The 21,004-nt window shown below is 54.0% G+C and carries 13 protein-coding genes; 11 read left to right on the top strand and 2 right to left on the bottom strand.

The features are described from left to right. The first annotated feature begins 68 nt into the window (after positions 1-68). From MK110_17630 to MK110_17600, 7 genes are all read left to right on the top strand, one after another. On the top strand, positions 69-1,769 hold the full coding sequence (locus MK110_17630; protein ID MCH2213130.1) for a hypothetical protein: 1,701 nt from the start codon (positions 69-71) through the stop codon (positions 1,767-1,769). Next, positions 1,766-2,677 (top strand): FAD-binding oxidoreductase, encoded by a 912-nt coding sequence (locus MK110_17625; GenBank protein ID MCH2213129.1) that lies wholly within the window; start codon positions 1,766-1,768, stop codon positions 2,675-2,677. Before MK110_17630 ends, MK110_17625 begins: the two co-directional genes overlap by 4 nt. An 89-nt stretch (positions 2,678-2,766) precedes the next feature. Then, positions 2,767-4,515: a family 10 glycosylhydrolase gene (locus tag MK110_17620; protein ID MCH2213128.1), complete on the top strand. Its 1,749-nt coding sequence runs from the start codon at positions 2,767-2,769 to the stop codon at positions 4,513-4,515. A gap of 194 nt (positions 4,516-4,709) precedes the next feature. Continuing rightward, a complete protein-coding gene (locus MK110_17615; protein ID MCH2213127.1) occupies positions 4,710-6,629 on the top strand; it encodes an SMP-30/gluconolactonase/LRE family protein in 1,920 nt (639 codons plus the stop codon). 41 nt (positions 6,630-6,670) lie between these two features. Continuing rightward, the gene (locus MK110_17610) at positions 6,671-7,747 is read left to right on the top strand and encodes a hypothetical protein (GenBank protein MCH2213126.1); all 1,077 of its coding nucleotides are present in this window, start codon (positions 6,671-6,673) and stop codon (positions 7,745-7,747) included. Positions 7,748-8,303: 556 nt separating this feature from the next. Continuing rightward, positions 8,304-9,941, top strand: a complete 1,638-nt coding sequence (locus MK110_17605) for a sodium/solute symporter (GenBank protein ID MCH2213125.1) — start codon at positions 8,304-8,306, stop codon at positions 9,939-9,941. A 147-nt stretch (positions 9,942-10,088) separates the two neighbouring features. After that, a complete protein-coding gene (locus MK110_17600) occupies positions 10,089-11,645 on the top strand; it encodes a family 10 glycosylhydrolase (GenBank protein MCH2213124.1) in 1,557 nt (518 codons plus the stop codon). A 164-nt stretch (positions 11,646-11,809) separates the two neighbouring features. On the opposite strand, the gene MK110_17595 is transcribed toward MK110_17600, so the two are convergent. Continuing rightward, the gene (locus MK110_17595; protein ID MCH2213123.1) at positions 11,810-12,694 is read right to left on the bottom strand and encodes a phytanoyl-CoA dioxygenase family protein; all 885 of its coding nucleotides are present in this window, start codon (positions 12,692-12,694) and stop codon (positions 11,810-11,812) included. Between the two features lie 216 nt (positions 12,695-12,910). Next, a complete protein-coding gene (locus MK110_17590; GenBank protein ID MCH2213122.1) occupies positions 12,911-14,608 on the bottom strand; it encodes a hypothetical protein in 1,698 nt (565 codons plus the stop codon). Positions 14,609-15,178: 570 nt separating this feature from the next. Between MK110_17590 and MK110_17585 the strand changes: the two genes are divergently transcribed. The 4 genes from MK110_17585 (at position 15,179) to MK110_17570 (ending at position 20,773) form a co-directional block, all read left to right on the top strand. Then, positions 15,179-15,769 (top strand): RidA family protein, encoded by a 591-nt coding sequence (locus MK110_17585; protein ID MCH2213121.1) that lies wholly within the window; start codon positions 15,179-15,181, stop codon positions 15,767-15,769. A 63-nt stretch (positions 15,770-15,832) separates the two neighbouring features. Next, positions 15,833-16,807, top strand: a complete 975-nt coding sequence (locus MK110_17580; GenBank protein ID MCH2213120.1) for an amidohydrolase — start codon at positions 15,833-15,835, stop codon at positions 16,805-16,807. A 4-nt stretch (positions 16,808-16,811) separates the two neighbouring features. Continuing rightward, positions 16,812-17,807, top strand: coding sequence for a creatininase family protein (locus MK110_17575; GenBank protein ID MCH2213119.1), 996 nt, complete (start codon positions 16,812-16,814; stop codon positions 17,805-17,807). Positions 17,808-17,839: 32 nt separating this feature from the next. After that, on the top strand, positions 17,840-20,773 hold the full coding sequence (locus MK110_17570; protein MCH2213118.1) for a VCBS repeat-containing protein: 2,934 nt from the start codon (positions 17,840-17,842) through the stop codon (positions 20,771-20,773). Positions 20,774-21,004: the final 231 nt, after the last annotated feature.

Below are 21,004 nucleotides of genomic sequence, written 5' to 3'. Positions count from 1 at the left end.
GCACGGTCGTCAGACGAAACAGTCGGTGTTGCGCGACAGGGTTCATCGGATGCCAGGGGGGAAAGAACGTGAGACCACAGAATCGAAAAACGTTTCTGTCCCGCAGTCCCGGCGGCGTTCTCGCCGCCAGCCTGGTATTCCTGCACTGTTTGACAGCACAATCCGCAGAACAGCGGTCACAACAACGTCGACCGGCACCGCCGCAATACCAGGTCATCTACAACTGGGACGGAGCACCCCACGGTTACTCTGATTTTCCACAGTCGCTGGAGCAGTTTCTCGACAAGACCTTTGCCCCTCTCAAAGAGACTCAGGTTGAGGCACTGTTTTTTTGCGTGGGGGAACACGAAGCCACCTGGAATTCTGAATCTCTTCCGACTGTCGGCGACAACCAGCATCGGGTGTACAGTTCGGCCAATGCCATGCGGCACAATGAGAACATTCGTGCCATGATTGAACGGGGTGAAAATCCCTACGCAGCAATGGTTCGCCGAGGCCATGAACTGGGGATTGACGTCTACGTCTCCATCCGGATGAACGACAATCACTTCCGTGGCCTTCAGCTTGACGAGCTATCGAACGCGGACCTGGACGGGTTGACTCAGCTTCGCAGGGACCACCCGGAATGGTGCCTGGGCGCTGACCAGGCTCCTCCATGGTTTGCGGCTTCCTGGAACATGGCAATTCCGGAAGTCCGGGAACACCGGTTTGAATACATCCAGGAGGCGCTGGCTCTGGCGGACTGGGACGGTGTGGAACTGGACTGGCAGCGTCACGCATTTCATTTGCCTGCCGACGACGCATGGCGTCTGCGATACGTGCTGACGGACCTGCAACGTGCCGTTCGACAGCACACCAGTAGGATAGCCGACAAACGCAACAAACCGTTCCCGGTGGCTGTACGTGTTGCCACAACTTTAGAGTCGTGCCGGCATATCGGATATGACCTGGAAACCTGGATCCGGGAAGACCTGTGTGACATCATCACGGCAGGCGGAGGAGCGGGCAGCGATCCCGGCGTTGAAGTCGAAAATTTTCTGAACCTCGTTCAGGGAACCCCCGTCAGGTTCTATGGTGGCTTTGACGGCGGATTCTGGGGAACTCATGACGGATTAAAGCCTCGCGATGAATGGCAGCGTGACTGGTTTCGCGGAACATCCCAGGGCTACTGGGCACGCGGCGCCCACGGCATGTATGTATTCAACTGGCATGCAAATGAAAGAACTCGTCGGGACCTGCTCACTCAAATCGGTAGTCAGCAGACACTGCGTGGAACGAACAAGGTCTTTTCCGCTGTCCATCGACTGATCCGTGACACGGGAGACTGGGCCCGGGCTGATCTGCACGATCGTATCAACGGCGAAACTCCTGTGGCACTTTACCCTACCCTCACCGCTGACGGTCCTGTGTTCCGAATTGGGATTTTCGACAACGTGTCGCAGGGATCGTCAGCACAACGCCTGCAACAGATCGACCTGAGAATCAAACTCGACCATTTTGTCTCATCCGATCGTGTCCAGGTGAAACTTGACGGACTGACGCTGGGTCAACCCGACATCCGGAACGCGAAGGCCGAGGACCCGCTCAACCCGTCAGACGTTGATGAGTCCAGCTGGCTGGTGTGGCCACTGGATCCGGCAGCTGCAGAACCGGGAATACACCAGGTGCAGGTCCGGTTACAGAAACGCGATCCACGAATTCGACCGCCACTGGTCGTTCAGCATGTCGAATTCCATGTGAAATATGACTCCGGAAAGGAAGAACTGTGATTCTTCGACGTGATTTTGTGAAGGGTGGTCTGGCAGCATGTGTTGCCGGACCGATGTGGACTGACGTCACTGCGGTCGCTGGTTCTGAGGATACGAATACAGAAACAGATTCGAATCAACGCAAATTTCCACATCAGGCCGAAGTGGTCCGTATCGAACAACTGAACCACAACATCAAAAGGATCCGCCTAAAGCCAACGCAGCCGGAATCGTTCGAGTTTGCAGCCGGGCAATACGTGTTACTCAAACCACCGGCCGATTACATCAATGAATTCAACGCTCGTTACGGTACGACCCATCAGTCCGTGTATCGCCCCTATTCTTTCGCCTCAAGTCCTTCCAATCAGTCCCAGTTTGATGTCATTATCAAGCACTACGATTCTCCACCCGACAAAGATGTTCCTCCCGGAGTTGTCTCCACGTTCGTTCACCAACATCTGTCGGTTGGTGACATGGTGGCGCTCAGCAACCCCGGCGGAAGACTTAATTCCCGCAACGAATTCGATCGTCCGGTTCTGTTGATCGCCGGAGGCGTTGGAATTTCTCCGTTCGTGTGTCTGCTGAATTACTGGTTCGAAAACAAAGTCAACGAGCAGCAGGATATTTACCTGTTTCTGGGCGTGCGCAGCCGGAGAGATCTGATTCTGCATGAACAGTTTACCGAATGGAGTAAGACCAAAACCGGGTTTCACTATGTCCCGGCCCTGTCGCATCCGCAGGAAACTGATGCCTGGCAGGGAAAGACAGGATATATCAACACCGTACTGGACGAGCATTTTACCGAACCATTCAAGGCAGAAGCCTACATGGCCGGACCTCCCATCATGATCAAATTCACTCGTGAGGTTCTAGCCGGCAAAGGTATCGAGCGCAACAGAATGCATCGCGATCCCATTCGAGTGAGATAAAGTAGTAAGTTCACCCCACGGGGAAATAAATCGCTGAGAACGACTGTGCGAACGGGCGCTGCTGCAGTGACGGACCTGGAACAGCTCCTTTGACGCCTGAATCCGATCGGGACAGTTTCAATCATTCCAAAGGTATCCACACCGTGATATTTCGACGTGAGTTTATGAAAACCGCCGTTGCTGCCGGCGTGGTCAGCGGTACTGTCGCTGATGCAGCGGTCTCCGACGATTCGAAGGACGTCGAAAAGGTCAAACGACAGCCACCGCGGTTCATGTTTTATCACGACGGTCGTCATCCGCTGATTTACATGTACGAACCTCCCATGCAGAAGGAGGAGTACGAAGCCGGTGTCGATGAACTGGTCGGTACGCCGATCGAGGCGATTATGTTCTGTCTGGGAGATGGCCGGACCGTACTGCACGATACGGAAGTGGGTGAGTTGTGGGGGCACAATGTCGATAAATGGTCACACATCATTTTTCGGCGGGCGCATCAGAATGCAGAAGGCCTCATTGCAGAAGGACACGATCCACTGCAGGTGATGTGTGACCGGGCGCATGAGAAAAACATGCTGCTGTACCCGACACTGCTGGTTCAGCAGGGTCGGCGGGATCGAGATACGGATGTGCGCTGCTCAGATTTTCGCTTTAATAACACTCACCTTGAAATCGGAGCTGCGGGTGATCTGCCAGACGATTTTCCCGGACTCAGAGGGCTGGATTTCAAACACCAGGAGGTACGCGACGAACGATTCGCACTGATCGAGGAAACACTCCAGCGGTACCCTGTGGATGGGTTTGAACTGCAGCTGAATTACGGCGTGCATTATTTCCATCCCAAACAGGTGCAGGCCGGTCTGGAAATCATGACCGAATGGATTGGCCAGGTGTATAACGCCGTCAAGTCCAGTGGTGAAGAACGTGAACTGGTGATTCGTGTCCCCGCCAGCATCGAAGGTTGTCTCTCCGTGGGACTCGATATTCAGGAATGGATCCGGCAGGGAATCGTGGACGTGCTGGTTCCTCAAACTCTGGGCGGCCCGGAACTGCTAAACCACACTGCTGATTTTCGTCCGTTTGTGGCTGCCGCCAAAAAATCAGACTGTCGCATCCATGCAACGCTGCAAAGCCACGTCGATTCGGATCGACTGGCCGAAGCGACCATCGAAATGATCCGCGGTGCTGCCTGCAATTACTGGGATCAGGGAATTGACGGACTCTATATTGCTCAGTGGTTTGGCAACTGGCCCTATGACGCCACGTTTTACGAAAAACTCCGTGAGTTGCCGCATCCGGACGTCATGGCTCCCAAAGATAAATCCTACTACGTTCCAACGACCACAGGTCGTTACCAGACTCCGAAAGTGGAACCCGGGGTTTCCATGCAGCTTCCGGCCGACCTGCATGTGGGAAAACCGGTGCAGGTGAATCTTGGCATCACTGACGATCTGCCGCGCTGGGACAGCGTTGACCGCGTGCACGAAGTCATCCTTCGACTGCGCATCATGAATACCACCGAACTTGATCGGCTGACGATTCGTCTGAACGGAAAAGAACTGCCGGCATCCCTGCTTCGAAAAATCAATGAGATGTACCGTATGAGCGCCCCGCGGTATCGAACGGGTTCGGGTTACTGGTTCGTCTATCATCTCGATCCGGCGCACTGGCCGGTCCAGGGAAACAACGTGATCGAAGTTGACCTGACCCGACGCGACTCGGAACTCACCTCTCAGATTTTCATTCGCGATGTGGAACTGGAAACGAAATATCTGATGGGCAAAAACTTTCACCGTGGTCAGGACGTTGACCTGGGCCCTTATGAACCAAGCGGTATTTAGAATTCGGAAGATAATTTTCTTGTGTCGAATGGCGGTCTCAGCCGGTTTAGAACAAATACGACAGAACAACACGCCGGATCAGTTTTTTGCAGCTCTGTCCGGTACACCAGTGTCTGTACGTAGATCACACCAGACGTGAAACGACATTCTTTTCCATAACAATATTCTGTAGCACACTCACAGGAATGCTCAGCATGTACAGTTCATTTCGTTTAATACCCCTCTTCCACGCAGTCACAATTGCCGGGGCCGGGATCCTTTTTTCATCGGACTCAGCAGCGGTCGATCCGACGGATCAGTGGCGAGTGCGCAATGCTGTTGTGGTCAAACAGAACCAGCTCAAAACCCGCGAGCGGGACGTCCCCGAGACAGACGTAAAACTGGACCTGCAGCCAGGCCAGGTTTACCCGTTGAAAAACCTTCCCGAAATTCAGCTTGCCCATGGAGTTTCCGCCACTGTTGCCTGGGGTAAGGGCGCGTTGCTGGAAGTATTGACGATGGAACCGAATGCCGACTATCCGGAGCAACAGCTGAACGAAGAGCTGTTTATGGTCATCCGGCAGGGATCCGCAGACTGTGAAATTGACGGACACACAATCAGCCTTTCCCGTGATCATGTGCTGTACCTCACCCCTGGACAAAAACGTCGCCTAGTTGCCGGAAGTGACGGGCTTCAGGCTTTTGAAATATTTTCACCGGTACGAGCCGACCACCTGGCACTGGCCGGTGTCCGTCTTGCGGAAGGTGCTGATGTCGGGTTTCCCGATCAGGGCGTCAGCAAAACATCTCTGGAGCCGGGTAAAGCCTACAACCTGAATGAAATTCAGTGGACGGCGATCACCAGACCCGACACCAGACTGCCCTACCCCCGCAGCAGTGCTCAGTCACGGCTGATCTGGGGCAGGAATACCATGCTGAGTTTCGTGCGTATGGATCCTGATTCGTCATTTCCACTGCACATCCATCCCGAAGATCAGTTGATGCTGACATTGCGGGGAAAGCTGGTCGAAGGCATCATGGATTTCGCATATCCCATGGAAGGCCAACACCATGATGTGGTTCTGCAGCCAGGCGGCATGGCCCATTCAGCGCAGCTGAGTGAATTCGGTGCAGAGGCACTGGATGTGTTCTGGCCGGTACGGCCGGACTACCTTTCGTACAGTCAGGCCCAAACCGAGCTCTACGAACAGGTCATCACTCCGGGTACCCAACCGGTCAAGCTGGCCGAAGGTTTTACGTTTTCGGAAGGACCAACCTGGCTGGACGGCAGTCTGTACTTTTCGGACATGTACTTTCGCGACCACCGCAATGGTGACTGGACCGGCAGCCCGCAAAAAAGTCGGCTGATTCGTCTTGAACCTGATGGAACCACAAAGGTTCTGTCCACAGGAATGCAAACCAACGGCACGATCGCCTCGCGCGACGGAAACCTGCTCGTCTGCGACATGTTTGGCCATCGCGTGATTGAGATGGATCCTGACAGCGGTAAGGTTCTGGGAACCGCACTGGATCACGTTGACGGTCGGCCCATCGACGGCCCCAATGATCTGGTGATGGACGCCAAAGGCGGCTTTTATGTCAGTGATCCTCAGTTTACGCCGCAGGAAAAGAAGAGCCAGCCAGGGAAACAGGTGTACTACGTGAACTGCGATGGAACGGCAAAAGTCGTGATTCCACCGGGCGAGTATGCCATGCCAAACGGGGTGGAGATTTCTCCGGACGGCAAAACGTTCTATGTCAACAACACCTGGTTTAATCCGGGAGCAAACTTCGTTTGGGCCTACGATGTTCACGAAGACGGAACATTATCCAACAAACGCAAATTCGCTGAGCTCAATCTGACACCCGACGTGCTCAGCGCACAGAATCCAGAGATGCGTGTTGATTCACGGGCAGACGGAATGGCCGTGGACATGGACGGTCGTCTGTATGTCTGCACACTGTCCGGCATACAGGTCTTTGAAGATACCGGCGTCTACGTGGGCACGATCTGGTTCCCGCAGTATCCGGTAAGTTGTACGTTTGGTGGCAGGAATTACGACCAACTGTACGCCGTTGGCGAGTCGTCCGCGTGGGTGATCCAGACAAAGGTCAAAGGGTTTCGTGTGCCGTAAACAGCCTGAATGGACTGAAGAGTTGTCTTTGGAGTTTTCTCATGTTGAACCGACGCCTGTTCCTGAATTCGTCTTTAACCGCTGCTGCTGGGAGTCCACTGGCAGCAGCGGACTCCCAGGAAAAAACAGATACGCCTGCGCCGCGTAAGATCCGCGTGGGCGCTCTTAATGTTGGCGAGTACACCTTCTGGGGGATCTGGGGTGAGATTCTTTCTCCAAAAGGAGCATTTGGCACAGGTCTGCTCAACATGGAAGTAACTCACTGCTGGGATGTGAATCCGAAACTGGCCGAAGAATTCGCACAGAAGTACGGCTGTCAGGCAGTGACGAATTACGATGACATGGTCGGCAGTGTGGACGCGGTGGCATTTGGTGGATTCTATGAGATTCCGTGGCAACACCTGCTGGCCCGTCCCTATATCGAAGCCGGAATTCCCACGTACCTCAGCCGTCCATTCAGCTACAGTCTGCGAGACATCGATTCGATGCTCGACCTGTCAGCAAAACACAATACTCCACTGATGGCGACGAGTTGCCAGGAGCACTATTACCAGGCTTCCTATTTGAAGGAGCGACTGGAGGATTGCGGAATCATTCAGGCGGTTCACGGCATCTGTCGCAGCAATGAATACCCGGCTCACTTTCACATTCAGTGGTTTATTCTCAGAGCGCTGGGATACGACGTGGACAAGGTGTCTTTGATCACCGACGACGAGCGCAGCGCGTCGTATCTGCAGGAAACAATGCTGTTTAAGGGAAACGACGATCAGCCTCCGTTTCTTGCATCCATGCATGCTTCCGGCGACAGCCACTACCTGTATCTCAAAGTCACCGGCAGTGAGGGTACCCAGACGATTAAGGTGGATCGAAGTCCAAACCAACAGGAAACACTGTATCACTATTTTGCACCGCAACTGGTCGACATGCAGCGAACGTTTGAGGGACATCCGTATCAGCCGCACGACGTCATCCGCAGGAAAACCGAACTGTTTCTGACCGGATATTACTCGCATCTGGAAAAGTCAGGAGCAATGACTCCGGTTGGCAGCGTCCCTACGGACTGGTCGCCGCGTCCGTTCAAACCCGGCTGGATCGACGAATCCATGTTCAAAAGCTGAAAAGACGTCAGGCCCCTTTTGCTGCCACGATGGTGTTGCCCTGCGTTTCATACTGACATCAGTAGCAACACTGCTTAAAATCTGCGTCATCAGGTATTTGGATATTTGTGCCACATGGCGGCAAGCCGCGCCGACACCGTGTTGCGACACTTATCCCCCTAACTCCTGAACAGGATGGTCTCATACGAGCTTTCAGCCTCACCGGGAAACTGTGCTCCCTCCGGTTTCATCTCGTGGTAGTCGCCGAAACGCTCTACCTGCGTGACGAACACGGGTTCCTCTGCTATGACCTGCAACCGCTGGAATAGTCAGCACTGCTGTGAAGTTCGAAGATACAGCGGAGGAGGATTTTAAGCCCGCAGCTGACGTCACAGACAGAACATCACACAGTCGGGATGCCTCCCAGCATGTCGGTCCCATCCGGCCCTATTAAGACAAAGGTCACAGAGAACCGCACAGAACGAACGGACCCGACCGGGATACTTTTGACAACGTGTCCTCCGTGGTTCGACAGACGTTGACAACATTGTTGTCCTTCAGAACAAGGTAATCATTTATGCCGGAATACGCGATTCGCTTAATCGACCAGACTCTCACGTCATTGACTGTGTTTCCGTGGACCCTTGCGGCCGGGGAACAGGCGATTCGCTTAACAGACCAGATTGTGATTGGCCTGGGTTTCCTGCTGCTGCTGGGTATTGGTGGCGTATGTTCGCTCCGCGGCCGGACGGACGAAGGGTACTTTCTGGCCGGGCGATCGATGCCGGGCTGGGTGGTGGGTTTTTCGATGATGGCAACCATCATCAGTTCCATGACATTCCTGGCAATTCCTGCCTTCGCCTTCGGTGACGGCAACTGGAAAAATTTTCTGGCACACCTGACGTATCTCCCGGCGATCGTGGTGGCAATTTATCTGTTCATCCCCTTGTTCAGAAGAACTCACGTCAGTTCCGCGTATGAGTACCTTGAGCGACGTTTCGGTGTAAGGACACGAATGTACGCTGCCGGATGTTTCGTACTGTTTCATCTGTTCAGAACGGGAATTGTGCTGTATGCGGTTTCGCTGGCGATCAGATCCATTTTTCAGATGCCGGACGAATCGCTGCCGCAAATCATCCTGGTTGCGGGTCTGCTGGTTTCAGCCTACACGATCCTCGGTGGTCTGGAGGCAGTCATCTGGACGGATGTTGTTCAGGGAATCGCACTGATGTCCGGTGGATTATTTTGCCTGCCGATCATCATCTGGCAGCTTCCTGAAGGATTCGGTCAGCTTTTCAGTGTTGCCGTGGCAGACAATAAGTTCGAACTGGGCAGCACGACATTCACGCTCGGCGAAAAAACGCTGTGGGCCTATATCCTTGCCGAAGGCATGGTCTATCTGCACGTGCTGGGAACCGACCAGACAAATGTGCAAAGGTATTGTGCGGCAAGAAGCGACAAAGATGCCTCGCGTGCGGCGGTTATCGGATGCTGTCTGGCCATACCAACCTGGACGTACTTTCTCTTTCTGGGAACGTCTTTGTATGTGTTTGTCAAAGTCGTACCGGACAGCGGACTACAGGGTCTGGATCCGGATCAGGTTTTCCCTCGTTTTATTCTGGAACAGGTCCCGCCGGGTGTCGCAGGATTTGTGCTGACCGGTCTGCTGGCATCAGCAATGTCCACCCTGGATTCAAGTATCAACGCAGTTGCTGCCACCATGACCACAGATTTCTATAAACGACTGTGGGTCAGAGACCGTGATCCCCGGCACTATGCAAACATCGGCAAGTTGATCAGCCTGCTGTTCAGTATCTTTATGATCACAACAGCCTGCGGCATTTACTATGCCCGGCCGTCCGAGACACGGCTGGATGACCTGCAGCGCACCCTGCTGTCTGTGCTCAGTGGAGGACTTCTTGGTCTGTTTCTGCTGGGCTTCGTCACACGGCGGGTGGACAGCCGGGCTGCCCGGATCGCTATCCTCGTCACCATTCTCACAAGCGCAGGATGGTTAGTGGTGGATTTCGGTCTGACTGAAAGCCTGTTTCCGGGGCTCGCAGAACTCTTACCGGACAAATTCTGGCTGAGCACATTCGCGAACCTGTTGATGTTCGGTGTTGGTTACGGGGTCAGCCTGTTGATCGGCAATCCATCTGATAACGACCTGAAAGACCTGACCATCTGGACCACTCCGACAAGTGACAATCCGTAGGTCGGCATCGTTCAACCCTCAGTCTCAGGCGAGATCAGTGACAGACCCGTTATCTTGTTCGGCAGTGGTTTGAAAAAATTGATTGAGGCACCGTGACCGGCGTGTTCGCTACCCGATACTCTGGAAACATCCACGAAGGAAAACACCATGCAACGTCGCCAGTTTCTTTACACAGCCGCCCTCACCTCCGGTGCCGCCGCATCTCAGGCGGAAGATGCCACCCCGGCGCCTGATCCGAAGCCTCTGCGGCGAGGGCGCACGATGTATTTCAACGATGCCCGACACTACTACATGTATGCCTTTGAGCCACCGATGAGCAAAGAAGATGCATGGCGGCCGATCGATGAACTGGCCGGCACTGCCATCGATACGTTCATCTATGGAGTCGAAACAGGAGGAGGACTGTTCAGCGACACCAGAGTGGCAAAACGCTTTGGCACTGACGAAGGACCACCATTCGAATCCACGATTCGGTGGCGGGCTCATTACAACATGCAGAACCTGATTGATCAGGGACTCGACCCGTTGCAGGTGCTCATTGACAGAGCCCACGAACGAGACCTGGACTTCATTACGAGTCTGCGGATGGGTGGTGGTCCCCGACCAGACACCTATCAAATTGGTGTCCATGGAGACGCCACAGCGGGTGGAGGTCCGCGGGAACGCTGTCAGGACTTCGGTCGGCGGGAAGTTCGCGATGTTCGTTTCACCTGGCTCGAAGAATTAGCCGACTATCCCGTCGAAGGCATCGAACTGGATTTCGCCTTCACCCCCTACTACTTCAAACCGGACGAGATTAGGGCCAATATACCTGTGATGAATGACTATGTTCGGCGGATCTCAGACATGGTACGCAGCAAAGGCCGGGACCGTATTGTGGGCGCCCGTGTGTTTCCGTACATGCAAATGAATCTGGACCTTGGCCTGGACGTTGCCACATGGCTGGAAGAAAAACTGATCGATTATGTGGCCCCGATGTACTATGGCTACTTTCTGCTGGATGCAGATCTGCCGGTGGAATCGCTGGCACCGGCGGCGCATGCAGCGGGCGCTGAAGTCTATGGTGTGCTGCAGCCCTACATTCAGGATAACGATCAGCATGCGACACCAGCCATGATTCGGGCAGCTTCCGCCAACTACCGGGCCCGCGGTGCCGACGGACTGATCATCGCTCCCTGGTTCTACTGGCCCTTCCGCGATCAGGAGAAAGCAATTCTGACCGATATTGGAGCAGCTCAGGATCTGAAGGAAAAGGACAAACATTATGTGGTCCCCCGCCGACAGGATGATGTTGCCGCATTGGGTTACGATCACCCGCTGCCACTGCGTTTGCCAGGTGCCGATGCAGGAACAGTCCGGGAGATCCCCTTTTTCGTGGCCGACGATCCTGGATCAGAACGCGTCGGACGAGCCCGTCTGCTGATCAAAGTCAACAACCTGGTCACCGCCGATAACTTCGAAGTGAAGCTGAACGGTGTTTCGCTTTCCCAGGAGCCGGTGAGGAGAACCAGCCATCGTTACGAGTTCCAGTGGCTGGAATATGAGCTGCTCCAGCAGCGACCACGTCAGGGAACAAATGAGCTGGGCGTGAGTCTGATCGCCAGACCACCAGGACTGGCAGGTGGTATCACGATCGATCAGGTGGAATTACTGGTCGAGTATGCGCTGCCTCAGTCGGCATATGATCGTCCCGAACTACTGTGATACCGGTCGAATAAAAAACACCACTTCTTGAAACAGGCTGGAATCATTCGACCGTCTTCTGCGACCAGTCTGAAGTTCCTGAACCTGATTGGAATTGAGAACGGAGTGCAGACTGCTGTCTCCAACGCACCAGGTATGTGTTTAACGGACGCTGTAGCAACGACTCAAACGTCTCCCCAGCGGCTTGGGTTGAGACCGGGGGCCTCGGTCTTCATTCCCGTCGGTTTATGCGGCTGCTCCCACACCATACCGGTGGTATTGAGACTTTTCAGGAATGGCTTGGCAATCTCCGGTGCGGCGGCGACCAGTTCCGGATCCCATTCATCAACCGGTTGAATTGGTCCTGCCCACGCAGGACGGTAACCGAGCTGTACGAGCTCACGCGGACTGGTATCCCTGTTGGGATGGCTGGCATGCACCAGGAGCGACGGAACAACGACAGCCGAACCCGCCGGCACCGTCACAGTCACTTCTTCCGGGTGAGACTTGTAACGTACATAGGGACTGGCATCGGCATGAAATGAGATGTGAGATCGGGGAATCAGCCGAAATGGAGCCCGATCAGGTGTCAGATCGTCCAGGTAATACAGCACCCGTACCAAACGCGGGCAACTGCCTTCATATCCAAAAAGGTCGGAGCCGTGAGGCTGGCCATCGGTATGCATCGAGATCCCTGGGGATCCGGGATGCGTCCGCTGAAAAAATCCTCGCGTAAACACAATATCCGGCCCCATGAGATCATTGAGAAATTCGATCATCGGTGGATAACCAATCAACTCAGCAACCGCTCGACTTTGCCACTGCGGCTGCGTGACAGCTCTGGTCTGGGATACGCTGTAACTCGTATGCGCCATTTCCACATCAGCAAGTTCACTCTTAATCGTGGCAATCAGATCCGGTTTCAGAATCTCCGGAAAGACCACGAATCCCTCAACCTCAAGACGACGAATCTGCTCCGCTCGACTGATGGAGGAAAAATCCGTTGAATCGATGTTCATGAAGGGAATTTCTTCTTCGGGATCGATCGCTGGAGTCGTGATTTTGCTCATGAGGGTCGTGCTCACTGTCTGTCGGGAAAATCAATCCGACGTGTCGATTCGGAAGATTCCGAATGCATCACGTAGACGGGTTGTCACTCGGACGCTGCTATCATGACAAACTCCATGAAGAAAGATCAACCGGGCGGTCATTCGAATCATTCATGCGTGTCATTCACGCCAAATATTAGAATCACTCAACCGTTGCAGTCAGAAATGCAGCTCTACTCAGTAGGCAGCCGGTGAGCGTTCGAAATGGCGGTGAACACAATAATTCACCACGATATCAATATCCACCACCTGAAACATGAAATCAATGTCAGGATCGTACTCAGCCACGGTCACCGTGACCGTGTTGTTTCCCCGATTGGGATACCATTCGGCAGGCAGTTCGTATTCGTACACGAATCCATACGGGTTGACGGCACCAAGTTCGTACAGCCGGTAGGTCAGATCCGTAAGTTTCAACATCCTGTCCGGGAGCTGCCTGCCGTTGAGTTCGATACGAACTTCGTTCAGGGAAGGCTCGATATTCGTCAGTCGAACCCGTAATCGCACTGAGGAGACTCGCCCCAGGGCTTCCCATTTTGACAGATCGTCTGCGATCCGCAGTTGCGTCTCCACCGGTTGATTCTGCTCGAGAACCTGAGGCAGCAGGGGCATGACTCCCGGCAACCAGTACCCGTCCGAAATCCCCCGCGGCATCGACGGTGCCCGATACAGTTTGTCGGCGGTCGCCAGCAGATCAGGATGACCCAGCAAACGGAACTTCTCATATTCTTCAGCTGTCCACGGCCAGCCGTTGGGCGAATGATGATAGTTACTGATTCCAAAGCCATCGGCTCCCTGATCGTACGCGTTGGCAGCTGCTGCCCACGTCATAGGTGCTGTGGCATACCCTTCAAATTGCCTGCCCAGGGTATCGTTCAACGCCGTCAGCACCCGACATGACGTTCCGCGTGTCAGGCGGACAATTTCAGAAATGTCGGGTGCCTGATCCATAGGATCTTCCATCAATGCGGGTAAACAAATGAATCCGTCCACCAGCTTTCCTTCCACCCACCCCGCCACATCATACCCCAGAACTTTCCAGGCATCCGGATGGGAAGGTATTCGTGCATAGATTCGCTTGCGCCGACCCTGTCTCTGTTCCGCCCTTTGGGCGATCACTTTGAGATCACGTAGCCACGTTGTCAGTACTTCAGAAAGTTGACCAGCCTGCGAGAACAAACAAAAGGGAGCAAAATCAACCAGGTTCAGTTCAATGCCGTCAGTTTCGTACCGGGTCAGCATTTCTTCAAAGACACTCAATCGTTCTTTACGAACTTTGGCGTGCAGGAAACTGAAGCGAGCCGGGTCTACGTGTTCCGCTCGAGGATCGTTTTCCGTTCCCACCTGGAAATTCGGATTGTCGTAGACAAAATCAGACTTTCGCCCAAAGCCCCCATCGATCGTACGATCTCCACCCTGCAGGCCGACCCAGTTGCCGGCAATCAACCAGACGCGTTTTTCATGAGCACGATCACACAGTACCTTCAATGGATCATATCCATCGTCGATCAGCTGCTGAATATGGCGAGCCGCGCGATAAAAGACCGGATGCTTCCACTTAACAACGTTGTCTCCCCACTTCTGGACAACCCGGCTGTCGTACAGGGCGACACCCCCCTCCAGCCCCGCGAAGTAGATCAAGGTATCTACCCCGCTGCCGACAAGCTGATCCAGAACGAACGCGTGATCGGCTGGCTCGAGTTCCGGAGCGAACTGATACAGCGGAGCTGCGTGTCGTCCATCGTCAGAGACAAAGACCCGAGGTTCTTCTGTCCGGGTCACAGCCACTGCATCAGGAACCGTTTCCGCCGCATTTGCCGCAGCGGCGATGGGTGCCGTGGTACCGATCGTCTGTATGAATTTTCTGCGTTTCATGGGATCCTCACCAGGTACGTTCGAAACCATGTCATCGGACAGAAGAACTGAATACTTATTCCACGAATGATCCAACGTATCGGATCTTCCCTCATTCGTCGTCGCCGTCACTCTGGCATCAAACCGGTGATCGTGATCTTTCGACGGCAGTCGCGTTCATCAGCAAATCCGATGTTAGCGTCGGATAATCTCAAAAGACATAAGCAGGCAGACGATCGTTCACAAAGCGGTTTGCATTCTCACCAGCTATGAACATCTTCCGTGCTGTACCATCAGTCATGAACGGCTGTGGGGCGGATTATGCAAACAACAGATGTATGTTTCCCGACAAAGTATCCTGTATGCTCCGAACCAGCCTCGTCTGACAGACTCGTTCAATCCTGTTGAAAATGTAATGGCCGTTCTCTTTAAGAAATAATCACCAGTCGCAACAAACGAACTTGATCGTGACCGGGGCCCCACGTGGAAGTTGCCTGAGGTGACCTTCAGGGCTATCGTGGGAACTCGCTTCGAATCTGAAGCTTTCTGTATCGGTCAAAATTACGATCGCCCAAAGAGGAACAGTCAATCATGTCAATTGCGAGTCGACGTCGTTTTCTTGGGAGCTGCGCTATATTCACAGCAGGAGCCACTGCCGGGTCGCTGGTTCCCAGATCAAACTCCACACTGGTACAAGCAGGTGTTGAACGGACATCCGGTGCAGAAGCCAGGCTTCGTGATTTAGGAATAGAACTGCGTGAATCGAGTGCACCCAGTGCCCCATTCAGACCTGCCGTACAGGTTGAAAACATACTCTATCTTTCGGGACACGGTCCTCGAAAACCGGATGGTGGTTTTGTCAAAGGGAAAGTCGGTAAATCGCTGTCCATGGAAGAAGCACAGACTGCCGCCCGTCTGACAGGACTGGACATGCTCAGCACAATACGCGGTGCGCTGGGAAGCCTCGACAAGGTCGAACGCCTTGTCAAAGTGACCGGAATGGTCAACAGCACGGACGACTTCACACAACATCCTCAGGTTATCAACGGGTTCAGTACGCTGATGATCGATGTGTTTGGTGAACAAGCCGGTAAGGGCGCCCGCAGTGCCGTGGGAATGAGTGGTTTGCCGTTCGGCATTGCCGTCGAAATTGAAGCCGTGTTTCAGGTTCGTGAATCGTGAGATCTATCCGGAACCTCTGCGATGTTCGGGTCATTGCACCGTCGGTCCCGTGAAGGCTGCAGTATGCAACGCAGAGAATTTTTGCAGAAGGCCGGAACGGTCGCTCCGGCGGCATTCACAGGCAGGTTGTCGACCTGCGGGTCGACAACTCCGCCGGTGCTGTCCAACCACCGAATCATTGATGCTCATGTGCACATCTGGACGTCCGACACGCAGAAATATCCGCTGGCGGCCGGATTCACAAAGGACGACCGGTGGTTCCCGAGTTTCTCCGCCGAAGAAGTCATGGAACTTGGACGACCAGCCGGTATCAATCGATTTAACCTTGTTCAGATGACCTGGTACGGACTGGACCACAGCTATATTCTGGATGTGATCGCCAGGTATCCCGGACAATTCACTGGCACAGGGGTCGTTCCCGCCGTCACTGACGTTTCACTGGCCGGTCCTGACCGGATGATGATCGAACTGTCTCAAGGGGGCATCTACGCGTTTCGCATTCGCGGACAGTCGACCCGGCCAAACTTTAACGACGGAGTGCAATGGCTGGAACATCCCGGGTACGACAAAATGTTTACGACCGCTGCGGAGCACAACCTGGCACTCAGCTTTCTGATGCTGCCTTCGGACCTTCCAGAACTCGACCGTATGTGTACGAAGTTTCCCGAGACACCAGTCATCATCGATCATTTTTGCCTTATCGGTCGCAACATGATGTTTGTCGAAGAGGAAATTGTTCAGCTTATGAAGATGGCTCGACATAAAAACGTCATGCTTAAAATTGGCGCATTCTATGCTTTTGGACAAAAGACGCCGCCCTATCTCGACATGCTGACGCTGATTGAACGAGTCGTGAGTGCCTTTGGTCCGGAACGATGCATGTGGGAAAGCGACGCTCCGCTGCAAACCAAAAACGGTCACACGTTAACAGCGGCAGTGGGCATCATCAGCGAACACGCCGATTTTCTCTCAAAGTCGGATAAGCAAAAAATTCTGGTAACAACCGCTGAAAATTTCTTCTTCAAACGACAGGACTAACGCCATGAGTGAGAAATCCAATCGACGCAGTTTTATTCAGGCTTTCGGGACGGCTGCCGCCGGAACTGCGGGCGCAGCGGCCGTCACGAACGGGAGCAGCCGCCCGTCACTGGCGCAGGCACCTGGTTCACTGCCGTTTACCGCCGAATCGCTGTCCAAAGCAGGCAGATCGTTCATCAATCCCGACAAAGTTCTTCTGTGGGAGAACACCCGTAAAGAAATCCGGGAGCTTCTGGAAGGTGGTCAACTGAAAGCCGCAATTCTCCCTACCGGCTCAATCGAACAGCACAACGAACACATGGCTATGGTCGCTGATGTGGCCAATGCAACACTGATATCCCAGCAGGCGGCACTTCAGCTCTTTCCTCAGGTCATTGTTGCTCCGCCCAGCCCCTGCGGATATGCCCCCTATCACATGGCACGTAAAGGAACGATCACCCTGCGCAAAGAAACCTTCCAGGCGTATGTGTTTGATGTAATGGAAAGCCTCAAGGCCCACGGAATTCGCACGATTCTGGTACTTAACGGCCATGGTGGCAATCATCAGCCGCTCCAGGAAGCTCTGCCTGAATGGCGAACGAAACTGGGGATCAATATCGACGCCGACTCGTACTGGTCCGGTACTCCCCAAAGCGAGCTCAAGACGTTTGTGCGTTCGAAGCAACTAACATCTCATGCGGGTGAGTTTGAAACATCGATTTACAAAGCTGCTTTTCCCGGGCGACTGCGGCCGTTCACGATGGAAGAGTACGATGATGCAAAGTTGAATTACGAATCCGACTTTTCTCCTGAAGTTGAAGAATTTCTTCGTCGTGACAGACGATCATTCAAAGACGGAGAAATTGATCTTGCCGGAGAAAACGGCCGCGACCGAAGACGTCAGGAAGAAGCTCTGCTGGCGCATGAAAAAACGGGCGAAATCATTTTGACCAGAGCCATCAATTTTGTGGTCGATAAAATGCAGACAATGATCGCAGCAACTGAAGCCGACAAATCCTGATCGACAGTTGCCGGATGATTAAGGAAGCAATGATGCCACAATCTGACATGGCGAAAGCACAAACTTCGCTCATTACCACAGCGATGATGATTTTGCAGTTCGTCACAGTTGCTGTCGCAGGTGATCCCGTCTTTCTTCGACGCAGCGGCTTCGAACAGCTGCGAGAAGGAGCCGCCGCTGATGGTGGTCAAAACCTGTACGTGTCGCGACAGGGACGTGTGCAAACGATCAACCGCCTGGACTTCAATCTGGATGGTGAAATTGACCTGCTGTTCACACAGGACCACGACAGCGTCTACACACCCGATTCACTTATCTACTGGGGAAGTACAGACGGCTTCCGGTCGCTGTTGCCGGAAATGTGGCGGATGCGTGCACCGTTCTCGCTGTTGACCTGGCTGGACCAAACGAGATCCGCAATCACACGGCTGCCGACGATGGGGGGCGGACGCGCCAAAATTACGGATCTCAACGGTGACGGTCATCCTGACATCGTGTTCGCCAATTTCATGCACAACTACCGTCCTGATCAGAATTCTCAGATTTACTGGGGCAGCGATTCAGGATTCTCCCCGATGAACCGCACTGAACTGCCAAGTTTCCTGGCCAGTGGCGTGGCGGTCGGCGACCTGAATGGCGATGGCCTGCCGGAAGTCGTTCTGTCGAATCGCGGTGACGAACGAGGAGAATCGTGGGGATATCACCTGCATCTCGAATCCTGGATCTATTGGGGCAGCGCCGATGGATTTCATCCTACACGGCGAACTTCAGTCCCCACAATTAGTGCGGCTGACGTCGCGATGGGCGATTTCAACGGCGACACTGCACCTGATCTGGCATTCGTGAATTTTAACCGCGAAGAGCAGAGCGCATATGTTTATTTCAACGACGGAAACGGAGATTTCGATGTCGCGCATCGACAGATTTTAAACAGAGAAGCACTGCGGCTGACGACGTTCGGTCAAGATCGCTTTGGTCAAAACCGGGGCATGCAGACATTAGTGGCAACACAGCTCAACGGCGATCACTTCGCGGATCTTGTGATCGGCGGTACCGAGAAAGCTGTGGTGTATTACGGACAGGCGGAAGGTCTGAACGTCGAACAATGCCTCGAACTGCCGGCAGATAATTGTAAAGGAATTGCCACGGCCGACCTGAATCGTGACGGACGACCGGAGATCGTGCTTGCAAATGAGGGACCAGGATTCGTCAGAGGACGCAGACAACCCGGTTCCGATTCCACGATCTTCTGGGCCTCCGAACAGGGGTTCGACGAAACAAAACGAACAGATTTGCCCACCCTGGGATCTGCGACGGTTCAGGTGGCCGATCTGAACGGCGATGAAACTCCTGATATTCTGTTCGGCAACAGCCGTGATGCAGAAAGAAACGACGTACCCTCATACATTTACTGGGGCAGCCCGGATGGCTATGCATCCTGGCGTCGACAGGAATTGACCGGTTTCGGAACAATTGGCAGTGGCGTTGCAGATTTAAATCGTGACGGCCGGACCGATGTTTTGCTGGTCAGTCATCTCAGCGGAAACAACACAACTCGACCGGCCGTCATTTTTTGGGGCAACTCAGGCCACCATTATTCCAGTGCTTCGGCCACGATCCTCGAGGCAAATCCTCACATGGAGTACAGCGTCGCCGATCTGGATGACGACGGGTTTCCCGATCTGCTGTTTCTCAGCGATCGATCCATGCACGCAAATATCATGTGGGGTTCTCCCGCTGGTTTCAGCGCACGCAGTCAAACGGAGTTACCGGTCAGAAATCCCATGAGCAGCAGTGTGGCCGACCTGAACCGTGACGGCTGGCTCGACATCGTTTACACGGTACCAGGATCCTTCCGAGACGCAGAAAAGACAAACGCCCGCACCGTTATTCTGTGGGGTAACGAAAAACGATTTGACGGAGCCAGGACGTACGAATTTGAGTTGTCAGCCCCGGGGACCGAAGCCAACTCAATTGCCGACCTGAACCGTGACGGACACCTGGATCTGATCTTTCCACTGGGAAATTCGGAGACTTCGGAAATCTGGTACGGGAGTCAGAAGGGATATCAACGCGAAAACAGTGAACGCCTGCCGGCCAGCGGCTCGCCACATGCAGTGAGCGCTGATCTGGATCGTGACGGCTGGCTCGATCTGGTATTCACCAGCGGTGCGGACACCACTCGCTATACGGTCAATACCCCAACGTTCATTTACTGGGGCAGCCCACAGGGATTTGCAGTCAATCCTCCGACCGAACTGGAAGGATACGCGGCGCTCGATGCCAGCATCGCCGATTTCAACCGAGACGGTCATCTGGATATCGCCATGAGCAACTACAAATCCAATACGAACCGCAGGATTCCCACATTCCTGTACTGGGGCGACGGCAGCCGTAACTACAATGCAAAACGGCGGACCCTGCTCTCGGCAGCATCCGGCGCAGCAATTGATGCACTGGATCTGAATCGAGACGGCTGGCCGGAACTGATTGTTTCCAACCATCAGAAAAATTTCGATCACGGATTGGGGGGCACCGACATCTTTTGGGGCGGCCAGCAGGGTTTTGCAGGTGGGCGTCGCACCAATCTGCCCACCGTTGGCGTCCATCTCGACGCGATGGTCGATGCCGGCAACATCTACGACCGCAAACAACGATGGGAGTACATATTCGAACCGGTCGATGCACCACAGAACACGTTGTTCGCACGATTCCACTGGAATGCGGAAACGAATCACGGAACGGCGATAACATTTCAGGTTCGCAGCGCTTCACAGAAAAACATGCTGACGGCAACTGACTGGCACGGCCCCACCGGGCCAAAATCGTTCTATCGGGAATCTCCGGCGGCATTGGTCGGTATTCCGGCTGAACATCGCTGGTTACAGTATCGTGCGATATTTACCTCACCTGACGGCGCCAACACTGCCTACCTGAGGGAAATCGCAGTGGAATGCACTCAATAAAACCGGCAGGTAGTATCTTTTCGCAGCCATGGCGACGGACGTTGCGACCGGCAGACAGATCAACCCAGCCCTGTGAGTCCACCCCCCGATGGCAAATCATCATGTTTCACAGCAGGGTTGATGGGGAAAACCGGATGATCTGCCGAGCAGAGATGCTCTGAGGGTAACAGCACCCGGATAAACGTCTGTCGGTTGTTGAGAAAACTGCTCACTGTCCCTGTACCGTCCTAC

This window comes from Fuerstiella sp. (genome assembly GCA_022447225.1).
Classification (GTDB): Bacteria; Planctomycetota; Planctomycetia; order Planctomycetales; family Planctomycetaceae; genus S139-18.
Note: the sequence above shows the minus strand (reverse complement) of the source record. Positions and strands in the feature narration are given on the sequence as shown.